Origin of the sequence: Paraburkholderia solitsugae (assembly GCF_013177695.1) — a bacterium.
In the GTDB taxonomy this organism is placed as follows: Bacteria; Pseudomonadota; Gammaproteobacteria; order Burkholderiales; family Burkholderiaceae; genus Paraburkholderia; species Paraburkholderia solitsugae.
Map to the genome: position 1 here is coordinate 25,927 of NZ_WOEY01000126.1, position 24,637 is coordinate 50,563.

The 24,637-nt window shown below is 60.1% G+C and carries 22 protein-coding genes and 1 tRNA gene; 7 read left to right on the top strand and 16 right to left on the bottom strand.

The window, feature by feature from the left end:
- Nucleotides 1–160: 160 nt before the first annotated feature.
- The 9 genes from GNZ12_RS31285 to GNZ12_RS31325 all read right to left on the bottom strand — a co-directional run bounded on the left by GNZ12_RS31285 (nt 161) and on the right by GNZ12_RS31325 (nt 7,856).
- A complete protein-coding gene (locus GNZ12_RS31285) occupies nt 161–580 on the bottom strand; it encodes an ExbD/TolR family protein (protein WP_172315987.1) in 420 nt (139 codons plus the stop codon).
- Between the two features lie 16 nt (nt 581–596).
- Nucleotides 597–1,328, bottom strand: coding sequence for a MotA/TolQ/ExbB proton channel family protein (locus tag GNZ12_RS31290; RefSeq protein WP_172315988.1), 732 nt, complete (start codon nt 1,326–1,328; stop codon nt 597–599).
- 27 nt (nt 1,329–1,355) lie between these two features.
- A complete protein-coding gene (locus tag GNZ12_RS31295; RefSeq protein ID WP_172315989.1) occupies nt 1,356–2,084 on the bottom strand; it encodes an energy transducer TonB in 729 nt (242 codons plus the stop codon).
- 284 nt (nt 2,085–2,368) lie between these two features.
- Nucleotides 2,369–2,605 carry a (2Fe-2S)-binding protein gene (locus tag GNZ12_RS31300; RefSeq protein WP_172315990.1) on the bottom strand — a complete coding sequence of 79 codons (237 nt, stop codon included), beginning with the start codon at nt 2,603–2,605 and terminating at the stop codon, nt 2,369–2,371.
- A gap of 215 nt (nt 2,606–2,820) precedes the next feature.
- Nucleotides 2,821–3,708: a glutamate racemase gene (murI, locus tag GNZ12_RS31305; protein ID WP_172315991.1), complete on the bottom strand. Its 888-nt coding sequence runs from the start codon at nt 3,706–3,708 to the stop codon at nt 2,821–2,823.
- 180 nt (nt 3,709–3,888) lie between these two features.
- Nucleotides 3,889–4,368, bottom strand: a complete 480-nt coding sequence (gene bfr / locus GNZ12_RS31310) for a bacterioferritin (RefSeq protein WP_172315992.1) — start codon at nt 4,366–4,368, stop codon at nt 3,889–3,891.
- Nucleotides 4,369–4,587: 219 nt separating this feature from the next.
- Nucleotides 4,588–6,111 (bottom strand): fumarate hydratase, encoded by a 1,524-nt coding sequence (locus GNZ12_RS31315; RefSeq protein WP_172315993.1) that lies wholly within the window; start codon nt 6,109–6,111, stop codon nt 4,588–4,590.
- 54 nt (nt 6,112–6,165) lie between these two features.
- The gene (locus tag GNZ12_RS31320; protein WP_216673446.1) at nt 6,166–6,732 is read right to left on the bottom strand and encodes a TIGR00645 family protein; all 567 of its coding nucleotides are present in this window, start codon (nt 6,730–6,732) and stop codon (nt 6,166–6,168) included.
- 194 nt (nt 6,733–6,926) lie between these two features.
- Nucleotides 6,927–7,856: a DMT family transporter gene (locus tag GNZ12_RS31325; protein ID WP_172315995.1), complete on the bottom strand. Its 930-nt coding sequence runs from the start codon at nt 7,854–7,856 to the stop codon at nt 6,927–6,929.
- Nucleotides 7,857–8,344: 488 nt separating this feature from the next.
- Between GNZ12_RS31325 and acs the strand changes: the two genes are divergently transcribed.
- The 4 genes from acs (at nt 8,345) to GNZ12_RS31345 (ending at nt 13,036) form a co-directional block, all read left to right on the top strand.
- Nucleotides 8,345–10,327, top strand: a complete 1,983-nt coding sequence (acs, locus tag GNZ12_RS31330; RefSeq protein ID WP_172315996.1) for an acetate--CoA ligase — start codon at nt 8,345–8,347, stop codon at nt 10,325–10,327.
- 148 nt (nt 10,328–10,475) lie between these two features.
- Complete coding sequence (locus tag GNZ12_RS31335) at nt 10,476–10,862, top strand: DUF4212 domain-containing protein (protein WP_172315997.1); 387 nt, start codon at nt 10,476–10,478, stop codon at nt 10,860–10,862.
- 4 nt (nt 10,863–10,866) lie between these two features.
- Nucleotides 10,867–12,885 carry a sodium:solute symporter family protein gene (locus tag GNZ12_RS31340; RefSeq protein ID WP_172315998.1) on the top strand — a complete coding sequence of 673 codons (2,019 nt, stop codon included), beginning with the start codon at nt 10,867–10,869 and terminating at the stop codon, nt 12,883–12,885.
- A gap of 60 nt (nt 12,886–12,945) precedes the next feature.
- A tRNA-Ser gene (locus tag GNZ12_RS31345) sits at nt 12,946–13,036 on the top strand.
- A 744-nt stretch (nt 13,037–13,780) separates the two neighbouring features.
- Here GNZ12_RS31345 and GNZ12_RS31350 read toward each other — a convergent pair.
- Genes GNZ12_RS31350 through GNZ12_RS31360 form a run of 3 tightly spaced genes read right to left on the bottom strand, consistent with a single transcriptional unit; the run spans nt 13,781 to nt 18,256 of the window.
- A complete protein-coding gene (locus GNZ12_RS31350) occupies nt 13,781–15,682 on the bottom strand; it encodes a putative bifunctional diguanylate cyclase/phosphodiesterase (RefSeq protein ID WP_172315999.1) in 1,902 nt (633 codons plus the stop codon).
- The gene (locus GNZ12_RS31355; protein ID WP_172316000.1) at nt 15,679–16,209 is read right to left on the bottom strand and encodes a YfiR family protein; all 531 of its coding nucleotides are present in this window, start codon (nt 16,207–16,209) and stop codon (nt 15,679–15,681) included. The genes GNZ12_RS31350 and GNZ12_RS31355 overlap by 4 nt, the downstream gene beginning before the upstream one ends.
- Nucleotide 16,210: 1 nt before the next feature.
- Entirely contained in the window at nt 16,211–18,256 is a 2,046-nt protein-coding gene (locus GNZ12_RS31360; RefSeq protein WP_172316001.1) for a TonB-dependent receptor plug domain-containing protein, read from the bottom strand.
- 429 nt (nt 18,257–18,685) lie between these two features.
- Here GNZ12_RS31360 and GNZ12_RS31365 point away from each other — a divergent pair, with 429 nt between their 5' ends.
- Nucleotides 18,686–19,402 (top strand): DUF2968 domain-containing protein, encoded by a 717-nt coding sequence (locus GNZ12_RS31365; RefSeq protein WP_172316002.1) that lies wholly within the window; start codon nt 18,686–18,688, stop codon nt 19,400–19,402.
- A gap of 327 nt (nt 19,403–19,729) precedes the next feature.
- Nucleotides 19,730–20,152, top strand: a complete 423-nt coding sequence (locus tag GNZ12_RS31370; RefSeq protein ID WP_172316003.1) for a hypothetical protein — start codon at nt 19,730–19,732, stop codon at nt 20,150–20,152.
- A gap of 179 nt (nt 20,153–20,331) precedes the next feature.
- Here the strand turns inward: GNZ12_RS31370 and GNZ12_RS31375 are convergent, their stop codons facing one another.
- From GNZ12_RS31375 to GNZ12_RS31390, 4 genes are all read right to left on the bottom strand, one after another.
- Nucleotides 20,332–20,739 carry a hypothetical protein gene (locus GNZ12_RS31375; protein ID WP_172315966.1) on the bottom strand — a complete coding sequence of 136 codons (408 nt, stop codon included), beginning with the start codon at nt 20,737–20,739 and terminating at the stop codon, nt 20,332–20,334.
- Nucleotides 20,740–20,793: 54 nt separating this feature from the next.
- Nucleotides 20,794–21,003, bottom strand: a complete 210-nt coding sequence (locus GNZ12_RS31380; RefSeq protein WP_172316020.1) for a hypothetical protein — start codon at nt 21,001–21,003, stop codon at nt 20,794–20,796.
- A 244-nt stretch (nt 21,004–21,247) separates the two neighbouring features.
- The gene (locus GNZ12_RS44620; RefSeq protein WP_235993938.1) at nt 21,248–21,892 is read right to left on the bottom strand and encodes a cache domain-containing protein; all 645 of its coding nucleotides are present in this window, start codon (nt 21,890–21,892) and stop codon (nt 21,248–21,250) included.
- 209 nt (nt 21,893–22,101) lie between these two features.
- Nucleotides 22,102–23,736: a methyl-accepting chemotaxis protein gene (locus GNZ12_RS31390; RefSeq protein ID WP_172316004.1), complete on the bottom strand. Its 1,635-nt coding sequence runs from the start codon at nt 23,734–23,736 to the stop codon at nt 22,102–22,104.
- Between the two features lie 615 nt (nt 23,737–24,351).
- On the opposite strand from GNZ12_RS31390, the gene GNZ12_RS31395 reads away from it, so the two are divergent.
- Nucleotides 24,352–24,630 carry a cupin domain-containing protein gene (locus GNZ12_RS31395; RefSeq protein ID WP_172316005.1) on the top strand — a complete coding sequence of 93 codons (279 nt, stop codon included), beginning with the start codon at nt 24,352–24,354 and terminating at the stop codon, nt 24,628–24,630.
- Nucleotides 24,631–24,637 lie beyond the last annotated feature (7 nt).

Here is a 24,637-nt window from a genome sequence, read left to right on the forward strand (position 1 = left end):
GGTAAATGATCCCGCCGCCCGAAGGCGCCGAGTGCGCACAAAAAAGGCCTTCATCTGACGATGAAGGCCTTTTACTTTTAGCCCTTGTTTCAAGGGCTTTTCTGTTTTTCGGCAGGCGCTGCTTAACAGTGGCGGGTTGCCGCGCGCGGATCACGTGCCGTTATTTGCCTTTAGGCTGCGTGACGAAGCCGATCTTCGTGAGGCCGCCGGCCTGCGCCGCCGACATCACTTCCGCCACTTTTTCGTACGCGACCTTGCGGTCCGCATCCAGATGCAGTTCCGGCTGCGGATTCGCTTGTGCAGCCTCTGCGATCTTCGCGCGCAACGCCGCGTCGTCGACCTTCTTGTCGTCCCACAACACGTTGCCGTCCGCGTCGATGACGACCGTTACTTGTGCGGGCTTGGTATCTTCTTTCTGACTGCTCGCATGCGGTAGATCGATTTTGACCGCGTGACGAATCACCGGAATCGTCACCATGAAGACGATCAGGAGAACCAACATCACGTCGACGAGCGGCGTCATGTTGATTTCGTTCATCAGGCCGTCGTCATCGTCGTCGGCGAAGGGGCTCATTGCCATCGGAATGCCTCGTCGATCAGTGGGCGCGCGTGGCGAGGCGCAAACCGTCGCCGCGCTTGGACGACGACAGACGGGCGCCCGTCACGAAGAAGGCGTGCAGACCGTGCGCGAAGCGGCTCAGCTTGGCGACAATCGCCTTGTTGGCACGCGTCAAGGCGTTGTAGCCGAGCACCGCCGGAATCGCAACGAACAGGCCGAACGCGGTCATGATCAGCGCTTCGCCGACCGGACCCGCAACCTGATCGATCGACGACTGGCCGCTTGTGCCGATCGCCAGCAGTGCGTGATAGATGCCCCACACCGTGCCGAACAGGCCGACGAACGGCGCCGTGCTGCCGATCGACGCGAGAATCGCCAGGCCGCTTTGCATGCGCGCGACGCTTTCATCCATCGTGTCCTTCAGGCAGCGCGTCACCCAATCCGACACGTCCATGCGATCGTGCAGATGCGGCTGCGTCTGATGATGGTGATCCGCGGCCTCCTGGCCCGACAACGCGAGTGCCAGGAACGGATTGTCCTGCGGCGTCGACGATCCAGCGCCGAGTTTCTTCACGCCGTCGGCGAGATCGTCCGAATGCCAGAACTGCTGCTCGGCATTCTTCGTGAGACGCTTCAGGCGCATCACATTCCAGCCTTTGATGACGATTACGCTCCACGACATCACCGACATGATCAACAGCGCGAGCGCGATACCGCGTGTCACGAAATCCCCTTGCGCCCACACGTGCGCCAATCCGTAGTTTTGCATTGCAATTCCTTGTTTTTAAAATCTGCCTCAATCGTTCAGATTGAAGTTGTAAGGCTGGGTGTACGTGGCCCGAATCGGCTGACCGTTCTCGAGATAGGGCTTGCAGGCACTCGCGTGCGCTGCGGCAACTGCGGCATCGTCCAGACGGTTGAAACCGCTGCTCTTCTTCAGTTCGATGCTCTCGAGCTTGCCCGTCAGTCCGACCACGAACTTCACATAGGCGGTGCCGGTTTCACCGCGTCGCCTGGACAGCGACGGGTACTCGGGCGTGACCATGTTGCAGTCGATGTGCGAAACGTTTTTCGGCGCGGTGATTTCCATCGTCGGACGGCCGACTGCCGGCGTAGCCTGAGCGGGCGGTGCGGCCGGCGCGGGCGGTGTCGGAGCAGCCTCTGCGACTGGCGTGGGCGATGGCGCAGCGGCCTCGGGCAGCGGCGTAGGCGTCGGTTTGGGCGTCGGTGTCGGCTTTGACTGAACTTTGGCTTTGGTATGGACCGGCGGCGTCGGCTTGGGCGGTGGCGGCGCGATCGATTGCAGCGCGACGGGCGCGGCCACGGGCGCCGGCGGCAGCAACTGCGCGGTCATGACGCGCGATTCGAGCACCGGTTGCACGGGCTCATGACGGAGCGTCAGGACTACCGCAAGCAAAGCGACGTGAATTGCCGCGACCGCGGCAGTCACGGTCAAGGTACGGGAGTTCATTCGGGGGAGCGAAGCCAGCGTGGCGCCGGCTGAAACGGTATGCGAGGCCTGCATGTTAGCGTGGCGACGTGCCGTCGATGCGGCAAGTCAGACAAGACATCGTCATGTTCGGAAGATCAGCAGCGAAATGAACAAAGTAGTCACGAAACCAATCAGCAATTCCATCTCGAACTCCTTTTAACGGATGATCGGGTAGCTGGCTGGTACGGATACTGGCTTGCTGACGGCAGTGGGATAACGCGTGACGCCGCGCATGAAACGGCGCGTAAAACAGAGCATGAAGCGACGAAGCAACGAACACCCGAGGCGCGGCGTGGGCCGCGCCTTCAAGTCCCGCCTCAGGCGGCCTTGCGTTCGTAAAACGTCAGCGGCATAACTTGCGAGTGATGGTCGAAACCGCAGCGGCTTGCGCACACGCCGCTTTCCATCATGACGTCGCGCACGGAATCCGCGCACTTGCCGCAGCAGGAGGCGACACCGAGTTCGAACTGGAGTTCGTCGAACGAGTCGACGCCTTCCGCGATCGAGGCACGGATCTTTCGGTCAGAAACAGACTTGCAGACACAGACAATCATGGCAGGGCGTCATAGCTAACGTTAATGCGAACTATTATCATTTTGATTGGGCCTTTTGGCAAGCGTCCTGCATGATTTTTTGTAACAAAACCAGACTCTTAGAAGGGTTTCGTCTAACGGATGAGGTTCGGGGCGAGCGGCGGGAAGGGCGTAAAAACGCCTAAAAAGCGCGCAGAAAGGCCGCGCAGCGGCCCAAAACGCAGCGGGCGAGGGTTTTATGCGGCTTGGGAATCCGGCGCTGCCGTGCGGCGCGACGGGATCACGACCTGCTCGACCGCCGTGTCGATTTGCAGCAGCGTAGCGGCGAGCTGTTGCTGATGCGTGCCGTCGCCGGTCGAATAAAAGCGGGGCAGAACAGCGTCGGCGCTTTCCGGGGTGGCGCGCAACCCGTGCTGGTCGAGTACCCGTTCCAGCTGGCGCGCGATGGCCACGCTCGTATCGATCAGCGTCAGCCGGTCGCCGACGATGTCGCAAATCGCCGCATCGAAAAACGGGTAGTGGGTGCAGCCGAGCACGAGCGTATCGGCGCCGGCATCGAGCATGGGCTGCAGGTAGCTGCGCAGCAGCGCACGCAGTTCGGCGGAGCCTACGTCACAGCGTTCCACCGCCTGCACGAGCCCGTGGCCTGGTTGGCAAAGAAAGCGGCAATCGGCGGCGTAGCGCTCCAGCAGTGCCTGAAAGCGGGCACTGCGCAAGGTCACTTGTGTGGCGAGCACGCCGGCGACACGCGTTTTCGACTGCAGCGCGGCCGGTTTGATACCCGGCTCGACGCCAATCAGCGGAATGGACAGCGTTTCGCGGACCAGTGCGATGGATTGCGCGGTCGCCGTGTTGCATGCGACCACCAGTGCCTTGGCGCCTTCCTTGACTAGCCATTCGCCAATTGCGAGGGTACGGTCGGCGATGAAGTCGTCGTCGCGTTCGCCGTAGGGGGCGTAGCGCGAGTCGGCGACGTAGATGAGCGCTTCGCCGGGCAGTTGCGCCCGGACCGCCCGCAGCACTGACAAACCGCCCAGACCCGAGTCGAATATGCCGACCGGCGCGCGCGAACTGCCACCTGAGGTGGCGATCCGGGCACTCGAAGATGATGATTCTGCGGGCATAGGCGATGAGGACACGCGCGGCATAGCAGTCACGGGAAACTCACGAAAACGGGGAGGTGCGCAAGTATATCGCCCGCGCGGCGCCGACTCTGGCAAACAAGCTGGCCAATAGGCTGGCCAACGAGATCGCGTATGAGCAGGCCCATGAGCCGGCGTGTGGGCTTTTCCAACATGGTCCGATCAGGACTCGATCGAACCCATTGCGGTTTGCTGGTAATTCTGGATACCGACCTTGTCGATCAGGTCGATCTGGGTTTCAAGCCAGTCGATATGTTCTTCCGTGTCGTCGAGAATCTTCACGAAGATTTCACGCGAGATGAAATCGCGAACCGATTCGCAATGCACGATCGCTTCTTTGCAGGTGCTTTGCGAAATCTGTTCGAGCTTCAGATCGCATTCAAGGATTTCTTTGGTTTCTTCGCCGATCAACAGCTTGTGCAGGTCTTGCAGGTTCGGCAGGCCGTCGAGCATGAAAATGCGTTCGATTAGCCAGTCGGCGTGCTTCATTTCGCCGATCGATTCGTCGTATTCATGCTTGCCGAGTTTTTCGAGGCCCCAGTGCTTGTACATCCGCGCGTGCAGGAAGTACTGGTTGATGGCGGTGAGCTCGTTCTTGAGTTGGGAGTTCAAATACTCGATAACTTTCTTGTCGCCTTGCATGGGGATTCCTTATGGGAGTTTTGAATTTTCAACAACAATAAACGCCAGGCCTTAAAAAGCCAAGGAAACAGAAGCATCTTTTGACATTGTTCCTGGCATCACGCGTGGCACTTCGCGTGGCACTTCGCGTGGCAACAAGCGTGGCAACAAGCGTGGCAATAAAAAAGCCGGGACCGCAGCCCCGGCTTCTTGATGCGCGTGACAGGCGTTAGCGGCGAATTAAACCGTCGCGACCGGAATCTTGCCGATCTTGGCTTGCCATTCCTTCGGGCCGGTCTGGTGCACCGAGGTGCCGTTCGAATCAACGGCGACCGTTACCGGCATGTCCTGCACGTCGAATTCGTAGATCGCTTCCATGCCGAGGTCTTCGAACGCGAGAACCTTCGCGCTGCGAATTGCCTTCGACACGAGGTAAGCAGCGCCGCCCACGGCCATCAGATACGCAGCCTTGTGCTTCTTGATTGCTTCGATCGCAACCGGGCCACGCTCGGCTTTACCGATCATCGAAATGAGACCGGTTTGCGACAACATGGTCTCGGTGAATTTGTCCATGCGTGTGGCGGTGGTCGGGCCGGCGGGGCCGACGGCTTCGTCGCGCACCGGATCGACCGGGCCGACGTAGTAGATCACGCGGTTGGTGAAGTCGACCGGCAGCTTTTCGCCCTTCGCCAGCATATCGGCGATGCGCTTATGCGCGGCGTCGCGGCCCGTTAACATCTTGCCCGACAACAACAACGTCTGGCCCGGCTTCCAGGCGGCGACTTCTTCCGGCGTCAGCGTGTTCAGATCGACGCGCTGGCTCTTTTCCGTATCCGGTTCCCACTGCACCTTCGGCCATGCGTCGAGCGACGGCGCTTCGAGCTTCGCCACGCCCGAGCCATCCAGCGTGAAGTGCGCGTGACGGGTCGCCGCGCAGTTCGGGATGATCGCGATCGGCTTGCTCGCAGCGTGCGTCGGTGCAGCCATGATCTTCACGTCGAGCACAGTGGCAAGACCGCCGAGACCTTGTGCGCCGATGCCGAGCGCGTTGACCTTCTCGTGCAGTTCGACACGCAGTTCTTCGATCCAGTCCTTCGGGCCGCGGGCGATCACGTCCTGAATGTCGATCGGATCCATCAGCGATTCCTTCGCCATCACCATCGCTTTCTCAGCGGTGCCGCCAATGCCGATGCCGAGCATGCCCGGCGGGCACCAGCCTGCGCCCATGGTCGGCACGGTCTTCAGAATCCAGTCGACGATCGAGTCCGACGGGTTCAGCATCGCGAACTTCGATTTGTTCTCCGAGCCGCCGCCCTTGGCTGCGACCTGCACGTCGACTTTGTCACCCGGCACGATCTCGTAGTGGATCACGGCCGGTGTGTTGTCCTTCGTGTTCTTGCGCGCGCCTTCCGGCGGGCTCACGATCGACGCGCGCAGCACGTTGTCCGGGTTCAGGTAACCGCGGCGCACGCCTTCGTTGATCATCTCGGTGACGCCCATCGTCGCACCGTCCCACCGCACGTCCATGCCGACCTTCACGAACACCGTGACGATGCCGGTGTCCTGGCAGATCGGTCGCTTGCCTTCGGCGCACATACGGCTGTTGGTGAGAATCTGCGCGATCGCATCCTTCGCGGCCGGACTCTCTTCGAGTTCGTATGCGCGGCCCAAGGCCTGGATGTAATCGAGCGGGTGGTAATAGCTGATGTACTGAAGCGAATCAGCAATGCTCTGAATCAGATCTTCCTGTTTGATGACGGTCATGGCTAGCTCAGTGGGGACAGTGGCGCTTGTTGTCGGACACGCAGGGCAGTGCGGTCAGTCGTGCGCCTTCAGGGGAGTGGAACCGGTCGAACTCACGACATGCAGCGCCGTGGGTTCCTGAAAATGTTTCGGATGCGTATGGGTGGTCAGACGGTCGACGAGAGCCATCACCAGCGCCGACACGAGGAACGCGACGTGGATAATGACCTGCCACATGATGGTGTGCGTCGAATTCTGATCGGGGCTGATGAAGGTCTTCAGCAGATGGATCGACGAGATGCTGATCAGCGCCATCGACAATTTGACCTTCAGCACGCCGGCGTTCACGTGGTCGAGCCATTCCGGTTCGTCCGGATGACCCTCCACGCCTAAGCGCGACACGAAGGTTTCATACCCGCCGACGATCACCATGATCAGCAGGTTCGAGATCATCACCACGTCGATCAGGCCAAGTACCACCAGCATGATGTTGGTCTCGTCGAGCGTCATGGACGCGCTGACCAGATGCCAGACTTCTTTCAGGAACAGGACGACGTAGACACCTTGGGCGACGATCAGGCCCAGGTAGAGCGGCACTTGCAGCCAACGGCTCATGAAGATGATGGCGGGCAGCGGGCGCATCGGGCGGCGCTGACGGGCTGAGTCGGGTCGCGAGGCGGACATAGGCAAGAGTCAGATGAAACGCAGGTGACGGAACACGGACTAAATGCGCTGATCCGAAGCGCAAACCAAACGCGCGGATCGAGCACGCAAACCAGGGCGCAGACGGCGCGGAACGCGGCCAGGGGAGGCCGGAAAAGCTCGCGTCAGGCGCGCTATTGTACAGCGTCGGCTGAATTTGCTGCGGCGCGGCGGGCAGGGCGAGGCGGCGCCCGCTTGACCTTCAGGCTCGCCAGCCCGATCCCTGCCACCACGCACGCGAGCGCGATGCCGTGCGCGAGCGTGGGCCGCTCGTCGAGAAAGACGATGCCGTAGAGGGCTGCGGCCACCGGCAGCACGGCGCTGAACACGCCTGCGAGACTGCCCGGCACATAGCGAATGCCCTTCATCCACAGCCAGAACGAGAAGATGCTCGCCGATAGCCCGTACCACAGCACCAGCGTCCAGACGCTAACTGGCACGGCGCGATAGTCGAAATGCAGCAGCGCGGTGGCGCCGAGCGGCAGCATCAGCAGCAGGCCGAACATATGCGTGTAGGCGCAGATGTCGATCGGCGCGAGCGTTTGCGTCAAACGGCGCGACAGGATGATGTAAAGCGATTCGCAGCACACGGCGCCCAGCACCATCAGATTGCCGGTGAACGAAGTCTCGCCGCCCGCGTTCTCATCCACATGGGCGAGATTGATGACAACCACGCCGACGATCGCCAGCGCGATCGATGCGAGTGCCCGACCGTTCGGACGCTCTTTGAGGATCAGCCACGAGAGCAGCGCCACGACGGCGGGAATCGTGCTGGTGATGACGCCGGCCGCGACCGCGCTGGTGCGCTGCACGCCGCCCAGCATCAGCAACGTGAACCCGAAGGTGCCGAACAGCGCCTGCAAAAACAGGTTGAGCCATTCATCGCGTTTGACACGGCGCAGCTTGGCGACGCGCAGCAGCGGCCACAACACCGCCATTGCAATGACGAAGCGCAGCAGCGCGAACAGGGGGACCGGGACGAACTCGACGATTGATTTACCGATTCCGACATTGCTGCCGACCAGCAGCATCGAGGTAATGAGAAGCAGGGAGTAACGATTCAAGCTGGAATCCAGACGGCTAGTTCAGTTAGCATTGTAAGAGGGCGTGTGAGCCAGCGTAAAGGCGAGGCGCCAGCGCGGCACATGTGATGCTTCCCGTGCGCCCGATATCGGCATGGTTCGGTTGTATCGGTATGTTGATCCGGGTGCATGAACGGAACGTAGCGCGTAGCATGCCGTGCCTGACGGGTCTGAACCGCGTAAGGGTTTTTGCCCGCCATGCGATGCGGCTCGCGTAAGTGGCCGGTAAGTTGCAAAGTTTATGTTTGAACACGAGAGCGGAACGTCGGTCTCGCACGCATTTATGTTGCAGTGCATCATAAATGAAAGTGAAAGGCGAACGGGCCGCTGCGCAGCGATCGGCGATCGATGCGCGAGGGTTGGAGACAGCGCGCCGCCTATCGATCACCGATTGCGGCGCCACCATCACATGGCGCGCCATAGGCGCGCCGGCACAGGTTTTACGTTTCATCTTCACCAAGGGGTTGTCGATGTCTGCGATTGAATCGGTTCTTCAGGAACGCCGTGTTTTCCCGCCCTCCGCTGAAGCAGCGGCTGGCGCCACGATCTCCGGTATGGACGCGTACCGGGCGCTTGCCGCCGAAGCGGAGCGCAATTACGAAGGTTTCTGGGGGCGCCTCGCTCGCGAGACGCTAAGCTGGAACAAACCCTTCACCAAGGTGCTCGACGAATCGAAAGCGCCTTTCTACACGTGGTTCGAAGACGGCCAGCTGAACGCGTCGTATAACAGCATCGATCGCCACGTCGAAGCCGGCAACGGCGAGCGCGTCGCGATCATCTTCGAAGCCGACGACGGCACCGTCACCAACGTCACCTATCAGGAGCTGCTGCAACGCGTGTCCCGCTTTGCGAACGCCCTGAAAAAGCGTGGCGTGAAGAAGGGCGATCGCGTCGTGATCTATATGCCGATGTCGATCGAAGGCATCGTCGCGATGCAGGCGTGTGCACGGATCGGCGCGACGCATTCAGTGGTATTCGGCGGCTTCTCGTCGAAGTCGCTGAATGAGCGCTTGGTCGACGTGGGCGCCGTAGCCCTCGTGACCTCCGACGAACAGATGCGCGGCGGCAAAGCATTGCCGCTGAAAAACATCGCTGACGAAGCCATTGCCATGGGCGGCTGCGATGCGGTGAAGAGCGTGATTGTCTACAAGCGCACGGGCGGCAAGATCGCGTGGAACGAAAGCCGCGATCTGTGGATGCACGAACTCACGCAAGCCGAATCGGATCAATGCGCGCCGGAGTGGGTCGGCGCCGAGCATCCGCTTTTCATCCTGTATACGTCCGGTTCGACCGGCAAGCCGAAGGGCGTGCAGCACAGCACCGGCGGCTATCTGCTGTGGGCCGCGCAGACCATGAAGTGGACTTTCGACTGGAAGCCCACGGATGTGTTCTGGTGTACCGCCGACATCGGCTGGATTACCGGCCATAGCTACATCACGTATGGTCCGTTGACGCTCGGCGGCACCCAGGTCGTGTTCGAAGGCGTGCCGACCTATCCGAACGCCGGCCGCTTCTGGGAGATGATCGCGAAGCACAAGGTCTCGCTGTTCTACACGGCACCGACCGCGATCCGCTCGCTGATCAAATACGCTGAAGCGGACGAGAAAGTGCATCCGAAGAGCTACGATCTGTCGACGCTGCGCATCATCGGCACGGTCGGCGAGCCGATCAATCCGGAAGCGTGGGTGTGGTATTACGAGAACGTCGGTGGTGGCCGTTGTCCGATCGTCGATACGTGGTGGCAAACCGAAACTGGCGGCCACATGATCACGCCGCTGCCGGGCGCCACGCCGCTGGTGCCGGGTTCGTGCACCCTGCCGCTGCCAGGCATCATGGCGGCGGTCGTCGACGAAACCGGCCAGGACGTGCCGAATGGGCAGGGCGGCATTCTGGTGGTGAAGCGTCCGTGGCCGGCGATGCTGCGCAATGTTTGGGGCGATCCGGAGCGCTACAAGAAGAGCTACTTCCCCGAAGAACTCGGCGGCACGCTGTACCTCGCCGGCGATGGCGCGGTGCGCGACAAGGAAACCGGCTACTTCACGATCATGGGCCGCATCGACGATGTGCTCAACGTGTCCGGCCACCGCCTCGGCACCATGGAGATCGAGTCGGCGCTCGTGTCGAACCCGCTCGTCGCTGAGGCAGCCGTGGTCGGACGTCCTGACGATACGACCGGGGAGGCCGTCTGCGCATTCGTGGTGCTCAAACGCGCGCGTCCTGAGGGCGAAGAAGCGGTGAAGCTCGCCAACGAACTGCGCAATTGGGTCGCCAAGGAGATCGGTCCGATCGCCAAGCCGAAGGACATCCGCTTCGGTGAGAACCTGCCGAAGACGCGTTCGGGCAAGATCATGCGCCGCCTGTTGCGCTCGCTCGCGAAGGGCGAGGAAATCACCCAGGACGTGTCCACGCTGGAGAACCCGGCGATTCTCGATCAGCTCGGCGAGTCGCTCTGAGCTTAGGTTGGCCTGGGTTTGTAGCAAGGGTATGTCGAATGACGTGTCCTTGACCGGACCCAGGTATCGGCCGCTTAGATTAGGCAGCTAAAGCCACCGCGCGGACAATCCCGATTGCCTGCCCGGTGGCTTTTTGATACACAGGCGCATGGCCGCGCCGCACCACACCTCTCACGCTACGCTCAATCCGCCGCCCGAACCTCCAGCGGTCTCGGCAGCGATGGCGCGCGCGCATCAAAAGTATTGGCGTTTCAATCTTGCGTTGATCGCGACGTTGATGACGGTGGGCTTCGTGGTGTCGTTCGTTTTGCCGCTGTTGGCGCCAGCGTTGGACCCGATGCGCTTCGGCGGCTTCAGGTTGCCGTTCTACTTCGGTGCGCAAGGGGCGATTCTGATCTACGTCGCGTTAATCGTCGTGTATATCGTGCTGATGCAACGCGCCGATCGCCGTCTGCAATGCGCTTTCGATGCCGATGTTGATGTCAGTGCCGATGTCAGTGCTGATTCCGGCGCGCCCACTGCGCGCGGAAGCTGAGCCGATGAAGCTCACGAACCGGCTGATCCGCTCATACGCGCTCTATACGCTCGGCTTCCTGCTATTCATCTATGTGATGTGGCGCATCGAGCGCACCACCGGCCCGGGTGTGTGGATCGGCTATGTGTTCCTGTTCGTGCCGATCGCGGTGTATGCGGTGATCGGGCTGCTGTCGCGCACGTCCGACCTGGTCGAATACTACGTAGCCGGGCGGCGCGTGCCGTCCTTCTTCAACGGCATGGCGACTGCGGCCGACTGGTTGTCCGCTGCATCGTTCATCGGCCTTGCAGGGTCGATTTATGTGACCGGATATGACGGTCTCGCGTACCTGATGGGCTGGACCGGCGGCTATTGCCTTGTCGCATTCCTGCTTGCGCCGTACGTGCGCAAGCTCGCGCGCTACACGATTCCCGACTTTCTCGGCACGCGCTTTTCGAGCAACGCCGTGCGTGGACTCGCTGCGTTAGCGGCGATCCTGTGCTCGTTCGTCTATCTGGTCGCGCAGATTCAGGGCGTGGGCTTGATCGCGACGCGTTTCATTGGCGTGGATTTCGCGGTCGGCATTTTCTGCGGACTCGCGGGCATTCTGGTGTGCTCGTTTCTGGGCGGCATGCGTGCCGTGACGTGGACCCAGGTCGCGCAATACATCATCTTGATCGCGGCGATTCTGATTCCCGTGTCGATGATCGCGCATAAGGATGGCCTCGGCTGGGTGCCGCAGTTCAACTACGGGCGCTTGATGGAGCGCGTCGAAGGCCTCGAGAAGCAGGTGCGTGACTCGCCGCTCGAGCAGACCGTACGCGACGACTATCGGCGGCGCGCCACGCTGATGCAGATGCGGCTCGATACGCTGCCGCAATCGTTCGTCGACGAGAAGCTGCGCCTCACGCAGGAAGTGGCGGACTTGCGGCGCCACAATGGCCCGCTGCGTGAGATCAAGGAACGCGAGCGGGCGCTCGAACAATTTCCACGCGATGCCGCCGCGGCGCAAATCGTCTGGACCCAACGCCGCGACGAGATGTTGATGCGCGCGGCCGCGCCGGTGCCGATGCACGAGCCGTTTCCCGTCACGAGCGAAGAAGACCGGCGCACGCATGAGCGCAATTTCCTGTCGCTGTTGCTGTGCCTGTCGCTCGGTACCGCGAGCCTGCCGCACATCCTGACGCGCTACAACACGACGACCTCGGTGGCGTCCGCGCGACGCTCGGTCGGCTGGACGCTGTTCTTCGTCGCGCTGTTCTATCTAACGGTGCCCGTGCTGGCGGTGCTGATCAAGTACGAGATATTGACCAACCTGGTCGGCCATCATTTTGCGGATTTGCCGCAGTGGCTCATGCAATGGCGCAAGGTCGAACCGAGTCTGATCAGTCTTGCGGACACGAACGGCGACGGTATCGTGCGCTGGAGCGAGATTCAGATGCAGCCGGATATGGTCGTGCTCGCCGCGCCCGAGATCGCGGGGCTGCCGTATGTGATGTCCGGGCTGATCGCGGCCGGTGCGCTGGCCGCGGCGCTCTCGACTGCGGACGGTTTGCTGTTGACGATCGCCAATGCGTTATCGCACGACGTCTACTATCACATGGTCGATCCGACGGCTTCGAGCCAGCGGCGCGTGACGATCTCGAAGATTTTGTTGCTTGGGGTGGCGTTGTTCGCGTCGTATGTGGCTTCACTGAACACGGGGAATATTCTGTTTCTGGTGGGCGCGGCGTTTTCGCTGGCGGCTTCAAGCCTGTTTCCGGTGCTGGTGCTGGGCGTGTTCTGGAAACGCACGACCCGGCTTGGGGCGGTGGCGGGCATGGTGGCGGGGCTGGTGGTGTGCATTTACTACATCGTGTCGACCTATCCGTTCTTCACGCAGATGACGGGCTTCGCCGGCGCGCGGTGGTTCGGGATCGAGCCGATCAGCTCAGGCGTGTTCGGCGTGCCGGCGGGGTTTCTGGTGGCGATCGGCGTGAGTCTGGTGGACCGGAAACCGGATGCTTATACGAGGGCGCTGGTGGACTACATCCGGCATCCTTAGGCGGGTTTGCGCATGGGTGTGGCGCAGGGCGCGAAGTTTGCTATAATTCGACTCCCCGCCGGAGAGATGGATGAGCGGTTTAAGTCGCACGCCTGGAAAGCGTGTATAGGTTAATAACCTATCCGGGGTTCGAATCCCCGTCTCTCCGCCAGAAATGAATGATAAGCCGTTGAATCTAAAAGAGATTCAACGGCTTTTTGTTTTTCGACTCGGAAAGCGACTATCAATGCGGTTTGTACGGGCCGAAAGTTGGGATGGCCGCTAGTGCATTTTATTCGCAGCTGCAGATCTGCTCGTTAGCGCATTGCGCGTCCGAATCCGGGTCGTCAGTCTTCTGTCGCGCCACGGCGTGCGTCGCTTGCTTCGCACCCGGGCATGGACATCGTCGTCAATACATTTGGCGAGCGAAGACGAGTTAGAGAGGAATATCGACGAAGTCCTTCATCTCCTCTACTGCTGCGGCGCGCTCGGTGTTGTTGAACCTTACGAAAGCTCTATGCCACGCATCAAGTCGCGTTGTAACCGCCCGATCAAATTCGCCAGTGCTTCCGATAAATTCCATAGAAAACTGGTCCTTTGCATGCGACTTCAAAGAAGCGCTCTCCTGACTCGATGTAAGTGTTCGAACGTAGCTTCGCTGGCCTGCGACGGAACTGGGCATTCGTGGTCCTGATGACGGTCGGCTCGATCGGCGACGCATTTGTGGGTGGCCATTTGGCGGGCACCGTATCCAGTGCCGTTCTGCTACCGGTTCTCGCGGCAATTCTTGTGATTTCACCGGTCAAGCTCTGGCCGCACGGCAGACGACCACGCCCCTCTAGGTGAGTTGAATCGAAAACGCAAAAGTCTCGTGCCGGGAGCGCGGCCAGGTCACACCGCTTCGTCATCGGAAATGTCAGCCGCCTTCGGAAACGACGGCGGCCCCATCATTCGCGCGCATGGCCTCTGCTATTCCCGCGAAAGACATCGGACGGCCCGTCAGAAAGCCCTGAACGATGTCACATCCAGCCTCGCATAACCAGGCGAGTTGCGCAGGGTACTCAACGCCTTCGGCGACGACAGTGAGGCCGAAGCTGTGCGCCATCGAGATAATGGCGGTAACAATCGGCTGTCCCGCATGCGGCAGTGCCTTGACGAAGCTGCGGTCTATCTTGATCTGGTTGAGCGGGAATGACTGCAGATAGGAGAGTGAAGAATAACCGGTGCCAAAGTCGTCGATAGACAGGCGGATACCTTGGGCGCGCAGTTGCTTCATCACGTTTACTGCGACCGACATGTTGGCCATGAGCAGGCTTTCGGTAAGCTCGAGTTCCAGCATGCAGGGGGGCAGACCACTATCCTTTAGAGCCTCAAGAACATCGTGGTGAAATCCATGCTGTCGAAGTTGCTTTGCAGATACGTTCACCGAGACACTTGCGGCATTGCTTGCGTTGGCGTTCCATCGCGCGGCATCGTGACAGGCGCGCCGCATGACCCATCTTCCCAGCGCAACGATGAGTTCACTGTTCTCTGCGATCGGGATAAATTCTGCCGGTGGAATGCTGCCTTCCGATGGATGAGTCCACCGCGCAAGCGCTTCTACGCCTACCAGTTGTCCGGTCTGACAATCGTATTGAGGCTGGTAGGCCAACTCAAGTGCGTCGTGCTCAATCGCTTCTCGCAGTTCGCGCTCAAGCCGTGCGCGTCGCTGGGCATCCTTCGTCATCTGCGGCCTGAACTCGACCGCGACATTTTTTCCCCCGCTTTTTGCGGCGTACAAGGCAATGTCTGCGCTGCTGACGAGTGATGCAACGTCGATCGCGTCGTCAGGGAACCGACTGAATCCGACGCTTGTTGTAACCAGAACGCTGCCACTTTGCAGTTCGAATGGCCGCGCCAGCATGCTGGTGATGCGCTCAGCAGTGCGACGACTCGCGGTGCGGTCGGCGTCGTCGACCGCCAGTACCGCAAATTCGTCACCTCCGATGCGACTGACGACGTCTGTCGAGCGAACTGCGTCCCGTAGGGCGGATGCGACGGACCGCAGTAGTTCGTCTCCTGCACCGTGTCCCAAGGTGTCGTTAACAGTCTTGAAGTTATCGAGGTCAATCAAAACCAGCGTCACGTGCGCCCAGTCATCGGCCCCCGGTCGCACGCGGACCGCCAGTTCGTCGTAGAATGCCCGGCGGTTTGGCAAGTCCGTGAGAGGGTCTGTACGCGCGAGGTATTCGAGTTCCCTCTCTGCCTTTGAGACGCGCGCTTTCATGCGTGACGTGACGACGGACGATACGCAGAGCGCGCATGTGCAAGCCGCCAGAAGAAAGCCGGCATACTGCCAAAGCTCTCGAACCATGCCTTCAGTGCTCGCGACAAGCACAACCGTACCAAGAACGATACCGTCGTGGATGACAGGATTGGCGACGAAAATATCTTTGAGGGAAAAGTGATCCGGCGCGAAGTTGCTTGCGAGCGTCGCTTCGTTAGCCTCATGTGGCGAGATTCCTGCTCTGGCATACCGTGCATGGACACTCCCCTTCGCATTGAACACTGCGACACTCTCAACATATGGCACGTTGCCAAGTGGTCGGAGTATCTCGCCGGTGGCCTGCTCATCGTGGAACATCAGCGACGCGGTGATATTTGCCGAGACCATGGCCGCCTGCAAGCGCGCGTCAGCGGCAAGCCCGGCTCGTAACGACAGCACCTGGTAGGCCAGCAGCCCTGCGCTGGAAATTAGCAGTGCGATTGCAATGCCAACGATGTTCAAGCGCCCCAGGGCGCGCGTCAGACTTGGTGCCTGTTCCTCATGTGACGTCATAAGACATTCCTTGCAAGGCGAAGCAGCTTGGAGCTGAGAGACAGATGTCGGCGCAGCGCCTGCTGATTCTCTATGTCGAAACGGAGATGATTTTCGTCAGTGAACAAACGGATGACGGCAGCGTGGTCGCCGGTGTCAAAGTCGCTAATGATCAGAATCGGCTGGTCCGGCGAGAGAACGTCCTTCGCCGCATGAGAGATTTGTTCCTCGCTTTCCAGCACGATGACATTGCATCCGCCCTGGCCGTTCTTCGTCGGCATGGAGACTACTGACCAGGCACGGCCGCCGACAGTTCGTCCGTCGAGTTTCGAGAGTGCGAGGCCAAGGTCGCTGTCCCTGTTCGCACAGACAAGGAGAGCGGTGTCAGACAGACTTCCCGGCGGCCATGTCGTGAATTGGGTAAAGTTGTAGATATAAGCGGCCTTCAATGCAGACTCATCGACCTGCGCGTGAGCCGACAGGGTCGTCAGCGCCCAGATAACGAAGGCGAGCACGCTTGCAGAGCGGAAGATGCGGGCGAGCGACATCTCAGAACCCGTACACCAGCTTGGCCAGGAATTCCCGGCTTTGCTGCGGTATGACGTCCTGCGTGAACCCTGGACCGGCCGGGTCCGAATACCGCGCGTTGGCGACGTTGTAGACGGAGAAAGAGACGTCTGCATGACTGATCAGACGCGAGCTTCCGATGGTCACATTTCCAAGGCAATAGCCGGCCGCATGCCCCTGTTCCGCGAGTCGGCTCGATACGCACAGAATCTCTGTGCCAATCCGCGCAACATTTCCGAAGACGGGCAGCACGAGGTTCAGCTTCGCCAGGTTTCTGGGCGAGTTCTGCAGGACTGCACCGGAGTTACTGTCGCGAGCGATCTGCCATGAGTAACTGGCGCGTATCCTCGCATCACCAGCGAATCTTTGTTCATAGCTAAGTTCTGCGCCGTTCGCGTTCGCACGATTCACGTTTTCGAAGATGTAGAGCCCGGACGGGGCCGTCGTCTCCGAAATCAGGTCGCGAATGTCATAGTGGAACAACGAAAGGGTTGCGCGGCCGGACACTGCGATCTGTCGCTCGTAGATGAATTCGTTGGTGGTGATGTGTTCAGATTTCAGTGATGGGTTCGCCAGTTGTCCGCCGACACCCGGCACAGCGTAGTAGAGCTCGTACGCATTAGGCGCCCGGTAGGCTTGCCCATAGACAAGCTTGAACGTGTCTCTCGGGGACGCCTTGTACGCAAGAGCCAGTCGCGGGCTGACATTCCCGCCCGACAGGGATTCCTGGTCGTAGCGAAGCCCCGCATTCAGCGAAAAATTCGCCGGTAGCTGCAGTTCATCTTCGGCATAGACGCCCTCCCGATTGCTGCTGCGCTGGTCGTTCAGAAGCAGCGAATAGGGGTCTACGTTGTAGTTGTACTGGTCGCGCTGAGCGTCGCGTGTGTAGTCCACACCGAAGACCATTTTGTTCTTCGGAATGGATGTCAGGGTCGCGTGCACGTCGCCGCCGTACCACAGGGCGTGATCTCCGTCGACGTTCTCTACCGGCCCGGGTGCGTAAAGGCTCAGGCTACGGTAGTCGTAGCGGCCCCAATCGACTTCGGCCGTGACCTGTAACCCATCGTTCACAGCATGGTGGAACGAGCCGTTGATAAAGCTGTGCGTATCGGTGGTGCTATAAGGCGTGTTGAAAATCGCTCCGTACGGGGCGTTCGGCACGCCCTTCGTCCGGTTCCCGTAGCCCATGCTGAGCCCGAAATCGCCGTACGCAAACTTTGCAAGAAAGTCCTGGGCGCGGTCGTAGTCCAAACCTTGCGCGACGCCGTGGTTCTGATCCGCTGTGTCGAATTCCGGGTCGTAGAGATCCTGTCCGCTGCGGACATAAGAGCTCGCCGAAAGCACAACGTCTGCGCCGTTACTGCCATGCCAGCCATAGCTTGCCCGCGCCCGTTTCTCGCCGAAGCTGCCCGCGGCAACCGCCACCTGAGGCCCTTGAAGGGTCTTCCCAGTTTTGGTAATCACGTTGACGATGCCAAACAGCGCGTTTGAGCCATATACCGCTGACCCTGGGCCTGGTACGTATTCAATACGCTCGACCATGTCCATGTCGACCGGGAAATCCGTACCGATCGGGGCCTGGTCGTAAACGGCGTCGTTTATCCGCACGCCGTCAACCAGAAGCAGGAACCGGCTGTTGTAGTCGCCCGGGCGCTGGAAGCCGCGCGCGCCGAGATAGGCGTAGTCGCGGTCATAACTGACATAGAGCCCGGGCAGCGAGGCCAGGGCGTCGGCGAGCGTTCTCCAGCCAAAATCCCGGATGTCCCTAGCCGTCAAGACGACAACAGCAGCAGGCGCATCGGAGATGGGCTGCTCGAGTCGGCTGGCCGTGCTGACCGTAACCTGCATCAGGTCTTCGAGCGGGAGCGCAGCCAAATCCGCATCAGCGCGCTGCGTAGGGTCGCCGCCCTGAACTGGTTCGGTCGCAGACCGTGCGTCGGCTGGCCATCCTGCCACACAGGCACTGGCTAGCATCGCAATGCGCAAAACGCGCAGGAGAACGCACGAACGGTCACACAAACAATACATTTGGGGTTTTTCTACTCAACACTCGTGCGCAAAGAAAGTTCTTCCCATGCTCTTATCGGCCCGACGGCCGCATTCTTGAGGCAGACGTTCATCCAGGACGTCGACGGTGCGTGCAGACTGGTCCTGCTCCGATAACGACGGGTGATTCGTTGTGAACGCAGTGAAACGCGACGCACCGCTTGTTTGTGATCCCGCCTCCCTGATGCTAGCTGTCCCGCTCTGCATTGGTCTCTGATAACCGTGAGATTCAAGCTCCCCGAACGCTCGCCAGTCGAACCCGACACACTTCTATTTTCCCGTCAATCTCCCGTTTGTCACCTCAACATTCCCGAGCAATCGCCGTTAACAGGTGACCAAGGGTTCGCTTTACCAGATGGGGTTGGCGATTTGGCCTGCTCGTTGCTATCGATATGAGAGGTTGGCAAACATATGAAACTGTCTTTCGCCCAGAAGCTCGCCATGACCGCACTCGTCGCGATGGGGGGCGCGCAGGGTGTGGATGCGCAGACTTTGCCGGACAGCGGCGCGAGCGCGGCCGTCGTTGCCCAGCCGGGCACGGCGACGGCACTGCTGGCCACGACGCAAGAACAGCAGGGGCAGGCCGGTGTGCTGACAGCCGACGAGGCGAAGCAATCCGCCGCCGGCAACGTCGCCGAGCTGCAACAGATGATCCGCGGTTCGGATCTGAGCGAATTGCGCACGACGTACAACGGCAGCTATGGCGCGAGCCTGCTGTTTTACGGCAAGGAGATGACGTACTACGTCGCGCTGTTCCAGCAAAAGAATTTCTGGCGCGTCATCAAGACGCAGGATGCAACGCGTGCCGACATGATCTACAAGGATTTTGTGCGCCAGACGTTGCAGCTATCCGACGTCGAGATTCGCCGCACGCGGCTCGAGGCGCAAAAGGCGTTCATGGAGCGGATGATCACGCTGTCGCAAGACCGGGCGAACCGCCTGCAGGCCGACCTCGATGTGGCGCGTCAGCAGCAGAGCATCGTCAACAGCCAGCAGCAGCGGACGCGTGCCGAAGCGACCGTGCTCGCGCAGCAGAAAGCTGCCGCTCAACACCAGTTGCGCGCCCAGCAGCACGAGGTGCGTGAACTGCAGCGTCAGCTGGACAGCGGCTTGCCGAATTTGCATTGAGTGACGTCTGTCCCTGCAGAAACGTGCCCCATCCAGTTCACCGGTCGGGGCTTCGTTCGTACAGGGTGGGCCGCCACTATCAGGGGCTGCGCTGTACATCCGGAATGACTCGAACTGTGGTGGCATCCGTGCGTTGCCGGTGTTCCAGAGACGTTAGAACGCGCCCGACCATCGGGCGGCCAGGACGTGGCGGCGACACCGGTCCGAGGCGTTGCGCGCGCCGACCCGGTTCGAGCCCGGCCCAGTGCGCCCACATGATTAGCGGTTGACTCATGCGTCGGGGCCTCTCCGGCGGGGGGCGGTCAGATTGACCCACTCATAGGCGTCGTGCCCAAGCCTGCCCACTTCGCGCCAGACCGCGAAGGGAATCTCCTGACGGGCCGCGTGCCGATCAACCAGACCCTGGCATGCGTTTGTCATCTGTCGAAGCAGCACCATCGCACGCGTTTCAAGACACTCCCCGTGCTGGTCGAGTGCTGTCTTCGCCTCCTGAGCCCGTTGAGCCATGGTCCGCCATTGGGCATCGCGGATGTCCTGAGCGTAAGCGCCGCGCTGCGCGAGAGTGCTCGAGACAATGTAGAGGTCTTTGAGGGCAGTGACGACCTCTGGTGGCGGCACGACGCAACCGTCGCCGCAGTCTGGTTGCGCGTGCGTCATCAGGATGTGCTCGACAGGTCTGCCGGAGGCGCGATCGCGGAGCCCGTTTTCGACGAAGTCATGCGACCCGTCGAGGAATGGGCGGAGAGGTAGGGGGTAGCCGGGCGGTGTAAATTTGACATCGGGGGCGGTGTTTGCGAGATGCCGGTCGAGTTGGCGCACATACGGGCGCGGCTACTGTCGTGAGCGAGGAATTCGCCGAATTGTTCAGGTCGGTTCCTGCCTTTCGTACAGGTATGGCTACCGGACAATGACGCAATCATCCGGTTGTTTCAGTTCTTGTGTCCGAAGCATGCCTGGGCGGCTTCGATGGGCGACAGGCCGGCGTTGAAATAGCTCCGAAGACGCTTTATGGTCACAGGGTCGAGTTGATAGTGCCGCCGGATAAATCCTGCTTCAACGGCTTCGCCGTACCATGCACGCGTCCATTGGTCCAGGCCCTGTGTGTGTATTGGTGATACGTATTTCGACTTGTCGAACATAATGATTTCCGATAGCTCAGCAGGCGCGTTCGCCGTTAATGATCGTGCAGACAGTGCAAACAGGCGACGTAACGATGGCTGACGTCGCGCAACCTTGTCGGCGAATTTCTCAGTCCTGGCGCACGCCGAAATTGATGCAACTGCGGCGAGTGTGTTCCACAGAGTCAATGCGCTTGCCTTGTCGACGATCGGTTTCAAAAAACACTAGCCCCGCCAATCATGATTGGTACCTTGAAGATTTTGCGGCGCTTGTCAGGGCTGCACTGAGGCACTACATTCCGCGACGGGGGTGCCGAGCAGATCGAGTAGTGCGCGTAGTCGTTGCCGATCCTGTACCGACAGGGCGGGACGTCCAAGCAGACACTCGATCTGCAATGCCCAATACTCACGACGGATGAGCCACGGGCGATGAACCAGCGCTTTCAGCGCCCTCTCAAGTTCTCCGATCTCGGTCTTCACCATGTTCACGTTCGTCTCCTTGCGTGACCCTCTGAAACTCGGGATGTCCCACGGGCTATCGTGGACCGCAGCAGACACCTCATTCCGACGATGTCAGTGGCTGTTTTCGTCACCCTTCTCGACGTCATGGCGCTCAGGCATCCGCTTGGACGCAACACGCCACACGTGGCACAACATCCGTTACAGGTAATTTAGCCATACCACCATCAGGGCGTAGGCGAGGACGAAGAGCCAACTCATAGTGCGATTAGGCCATGTCGACATCGGCTATCTCCATCGATACCGGGTGGTGAGTAAGGCTTCGTTGCTCCTGGTCGTCGGGTTCCAGTCGAAATGCCGCGACGACCAGTGCCAGTCCGTGTGCCTGCTCGCTGAGTGATTGAGCAGCCGCGGCCGCTGCGATCTCGTGAACGATCGAATCCACGCGTTTGACTGCACCGACAATTTCCCGGATGGCCGTCCCCGTCTCGGACACCAGTGCGCAGCCGCTTTCCACCCGGGTGACTGCATCCCGATAGAGCAGCGTGCCGTTGGCATCCTTGAAATCCCCGAGCGTTCGTCCGATCAGTTCGGGTTTGAACGGGTGCATGAGCATCTTCGGCTCATCGGTCATGACGGTGTAGTAGCCATCCTTGCCGAAGCGCATGCCCTCGATGCGCTCCATGGCCTCCTTCTGCGCGACGTCACGTGTGAGCACCCCGTGTTGCGCCAAGTCTGCGTACTGGCGCACAAGGCTGACCGCGTTGTCAGCGTTGTTGGCCAGATCGTTCTCGCGCTCTTCGATACGGACCTGGCGCAACAACCAGGCGTCAAATGCCGTGATCGCCGTTAGACAGGCAACGGTCAGGAACAGGGGCAGCCACAGCTTCTGCGCAAACGTTAGCGTTTTCATGTCCGACCGGCCGGCATGGATGTATTAGCCATCTATTACGGCCTGCGTTTTGCATATTTTTATTGGTGTAAACCCTCATGCCGCCGTCCGTCCCTTAGGAATCAAGCAGTGCAACAATGTGCGCCTCTCAGATTCTGGCGTGGCCCTCGGAATAGCCAGAATCCTTTAGCCGACACGTTCAAGGGCTTTTTTGCTTTCCGGCTCACCAATCAGCCATCAAGTGCTTTTCCATATTTGTCGAGTGCGCAGCGGAAAGCTCCTTGAGACTGCATCTGTGCATCGCCGATTCTGAAGACCGCCACTGAATCGCGCAGGCCGCTTGCCCCGCTGGCCATGGATCGCGCCGCGGTGGAGACCTGCTCGACGAGCGCCGCATTCTGCTGGGTGACCTTATCCATTTCGGCGACGGCGTGGTTGACCTGCTCGATGCCCGACGTTTGCGTGGTCGATGCCTGCGCGATCTTGCCCATGATGCCGGTGAGCGTATGCACTGATCGCATGACCTGATCAATCGTCGCGCCGGCCTCGGCAACGAGCTGAGTGCCGGCTACGACGTGCCCGGCCGACCGTTCGATCAACGCCTTGATTTCCTTGGCCGCTTCCGCGCTACGCTGCGCCAGCGTGCGCACCTCGCTCGCGACCACCGCGAATCCGCGCCCTTGGTTGCCGGCGCGGGCCGCTTCGACGGCGGCGTTCAGCGCAAGGATATTCGTCTGGAACGCGATGCCTTCGATCACACTGATGATCTGTCCGACTTTCGAAGAACTCGTGGAGATGTCCTGCATGGTCGTGACGACGCGTTCGACCACATGGCCACCCTGGACGGCGGTGTCGGAAGCCATGTTTGCAATCGCGCTAGCTTGCATGGCGTCCTCGCTGTTCTGCCTGACAGTGGAGGTCAATTCCGCCATGCTGGCAGCCGTCTGCTGCAGCGAGGCGGCTTGCTGCTCGGTACGTTGCGAAAGATCGGCGTTGCCCGCGGCCGTCTCGACAGCGCGTACTGCGATCGACTCTGCTGAAGTCTTGATTTGCGTGACGATGGATGTCAGTTGCACGCGCATCGTTTCGAGCGAGGCCATCAGGCTATGTGCGTCGCCTTTGTTCAGTTTCACAGTCACCGCAAGATTGCCGGCGGCGATCTCCCGTGCCATGCGCTGTGCCTCGGCGGGTTCCGCGCCAAGCTGCCTGAGTATGCCGCGCGTAATCAGAAACGCCGCCGTCAAGCCGATCAGCAGCGCGGTTGCCACCGAGACGCCGGTGATCACCTGCAAGGTCGCGTAGGTGGAAGTGGCGCCGTCCGCTGCGGCTCGACTGCGGGCTTGTTCCAGCGTAAGCAGCTCGTCGAGGGTGGACAGCCAGACGGCCTGTTTCGGGCGCACTTCGTTCACGAGGACCTTGACTGCCGCGTCCTGATCAGTCGACAGCGCCCAACTCCGTGCTTCCTTTTCGACGAGCGGTAAGGTTGCGGCTTCTTCTTGCCTTAGCTTGGCGAATAGCCGGCGCTCGTCGTCAGTCGTCAGCGAGGACGCGTTGAACAGGCGCCCAAGCGCTTGATAGTTCTTTGTATAAGCCGCTTCTTGCGCCGCAATGGACGCCTGCTCGCTCGCGACTTCTGTCTCGTCAGTCAACAAGGCCATGTTGCGGATCGCAATGGCGATGCCACTGACGGCGCCCCGCAGGTTCGTAGCAAGTGCCGTCTCGGCGTCGTGCACCTCGACGATGTCGTCGAGTTTGCCGCGGATACTGGCCACACCGGTCATCCCCACAGCGGAAATGGCCGTGAGCAAGATGAGTACGGTGCCGAAGCCAAGCGCCAGTCGCGCGGAGACGTTGATTTGAGCCATGGCAGATTTTTTGGTCGATGGGTCGCGCGTCGATTGGCGTATTTGTATACGTGCGCTGGCCGGTTTATTGTTTGCCGGGCAATGCTAGTGCAATTTTCGTAGCGGAAATAACTGTTTTTTTTAAATTTGCAGTACGAAAACTCGGGCGGTAGGGGTTTCGCCTGGTCAACTTACAGCTAACGCGATTGTCGGAAAGCCATCTTGCCTCGTCGTGGTTCTTATCTTGATTGGCTCCATAAGATTGCGCGGATTGGATCTGGGAAAGAGGAGAAAGGCTAACCTAGACTGCGGTGTCGTCAATAGACCAGGCGCCATGGAAGGCCGCCTTTCCAAGGCCAGCCACTACTGCCCAGCACCCGTATACGCCGTCTGCTTGAGCTTGCGCGTTATGAAATGACGGGGGACATGTCGATGTTCCATGCGTGACACCAAGAAAATTCGGCATCCTTAACTTAACGAATTAAGTAGTCTGCGGCAGCTTTTGCTCAGCAATGCCATACCGTTTTACTAGCTCCTTGATGGCGATGTTGTGGGATAAAAAAGTTTGCGCTCGATTCAGTTGAAGCTACTGAAGCAGCTGTAAATGCCAAAAGTACACATTGAAAGGTATTAGCCATGACGCATGCCACATCCGTTGTACATGTTGAAAATGATCAAGTGATCGTTACCGAGTGGACCTTTAAGCCGGGCGCTAAAACTGGCCACCATACACACGGTCACGACTACGTCATTGTGCCGATTACAGCTGGTGTCTTGAGGCTGATTGATGCAGAGGGACATAAAGACGTTGAGATCAAACCGGGATCATCCTATTTCAAGTCCACTGGGGTGTCTCACGACGTCGTCAACTTGAGCGATCACGAACTCAGGTTTGTAGAGGTGGAGTTGAAGTAAGTGTGAG

What these genes read in the sequence shown, in the direction of transcription:
- GNZ12_RS31285 (WP_172315987.1), bottom strand. Translation starts at nt 580, where the DNA reads ATGGCAATGAGCCCCTTCGCCGACGACGATGACGACGGCCTGATGAAC.
- GNZ12_RS31290 (WP_172315988.1), bottom strand. Translation starts at nt 1,328, where the DNA reads ATGCAAAACTACGGATTGGCGCACGTGTGGGCGCAAGGGGATTTCGTG.
- GNZ12_RS31295 (WP_172315989.1), bottom strand. Translation starts at nt 2,084, where the DNA reads ATGCAGGCCTCGCATACCGTTTCAGCCGGCGCCACGCTGGCTTCGCTC.
- GNZ12_RS31300 (WP_172315990.1), bottom strand. Translation starts at nt 2,605, where the DNA reads ATGATTGTCTGTGTCTGCAAGTCTGTTTCTGACCGAAAGATCCGTGCC.
- murI (WP_172315991.1), bottom strand. Translation starts at nt 3,708, where the DNA reads ATGCCCGCAGAATCATCATCTTCGAGTGCCCGGATCGCCACCTCAGGT.
- bfr (WP_172315992.1), bottom strand. Translation starts at nt 4,368, where the DNA reads ATGCAAGGCGACAAGAAAGTTATCGAGTATTTGAACTCCCAACTCAAG.
- GNZ12_RS31315 (WP_172315993.1), bottom strand. Translation starts at nt 6,111, where the DNA reads ATGACCGTCATCAAACAGGAAGATCTGATTCAGAGCATTGCTGATTCG.
- GNZ12_RS31320 (WP_216673446.1), bottom strand. Translation starts at nt 6,732, where the DNA reads ATGCGCCCGCTGCCCGCCATCATCTTCATGAGCCGTTGGCTGCAAGTG.
- acs (WP_172315996.1), top strand. Translation starts at nt 8,345, where the DNA reads ATGTCTGCGATTGAATCGGTTCTTCAGGAACGCCGTGTTTTCCCGCCC.
- GNZ12_RS31335 (WP_172315997.1), top strand. Translation starts at nt 10,476, where the DNA reads ATGGCCGCGCCGCACCACACCTCTCACGCTACGCTCAATCCGCCGCCC.
- GNZ12_RS31340 (WP_172315998.1), top strand. Translation starts at nt 10,867, where the DNA reads ATGAAGCTCACGAACCGGCTGATCCGCTCATACGCGCTCTATACGCTC.
- GNZ12_RS31350 (WP_172315999.1), bottom strand. Translation starts at nt 15,682, where the DNA reads ATGACGTCACATGAGGAACAGGCACCAAGTCTGACGCGCGCCCTGGGG.
- GNZ12_RS31355 (WP_172316000.1), bottom strand. Translation starts at nt 16,209, where the DNA reads ATGTCGCTCGCCCGCATCTTCCGCTCTGCAAGCGTGCTCGCCTTCGTT.
- GNZ12_RS31360 (WP_172316001.1), bottom strand. Translation starts at nt 18,256, where the DNA reads ATGTATTGTTTGTGTGACCGTTCGTGCGTTCTCCTGCGCGTTTTGCGC.
- GNZ12_RS31365 (WP_172316002.1), top strand. Translation starts at nt 18,686, where the DNA reads ATGAAACTGTCTTTCGCCCAGAAGCTCGCCATGACCGCACTCGTCGCG.
- GNZ12_RS31380 (WP_172316020.1), bottom strand. Translation starts at nt 21,003, where the DNA reads ATGGTGAAGACCGAGATCGGAGAACTTGAGAGGGCGCTGAAAGCGCTG.
- GNZ12_RS44620 (WP_235993938.1), bottom strand. Translation starts at nt 21,892, where the DNA reads ATGAAAACGCTAACGTTTGCGCAGAAGCTGTGGCTGCCCCTGTTCCTG.
- GNZ12_RS31390 (WP_172316004.1), bottom strand. Translation starts at nt 23,736, where the DNA reads ATGGCTCAAATCAACGTCTCCGCGCGACTGGCGCTTGGCTTCGGCACC.
- GNZ12_RS31395 (WP_172316005.1), top strand. Translation starts at nt 24,352, where the DNA reads ATGACGCATGCCACATCCGTTGTACATGTTGAAAATGATCAAGTGATC.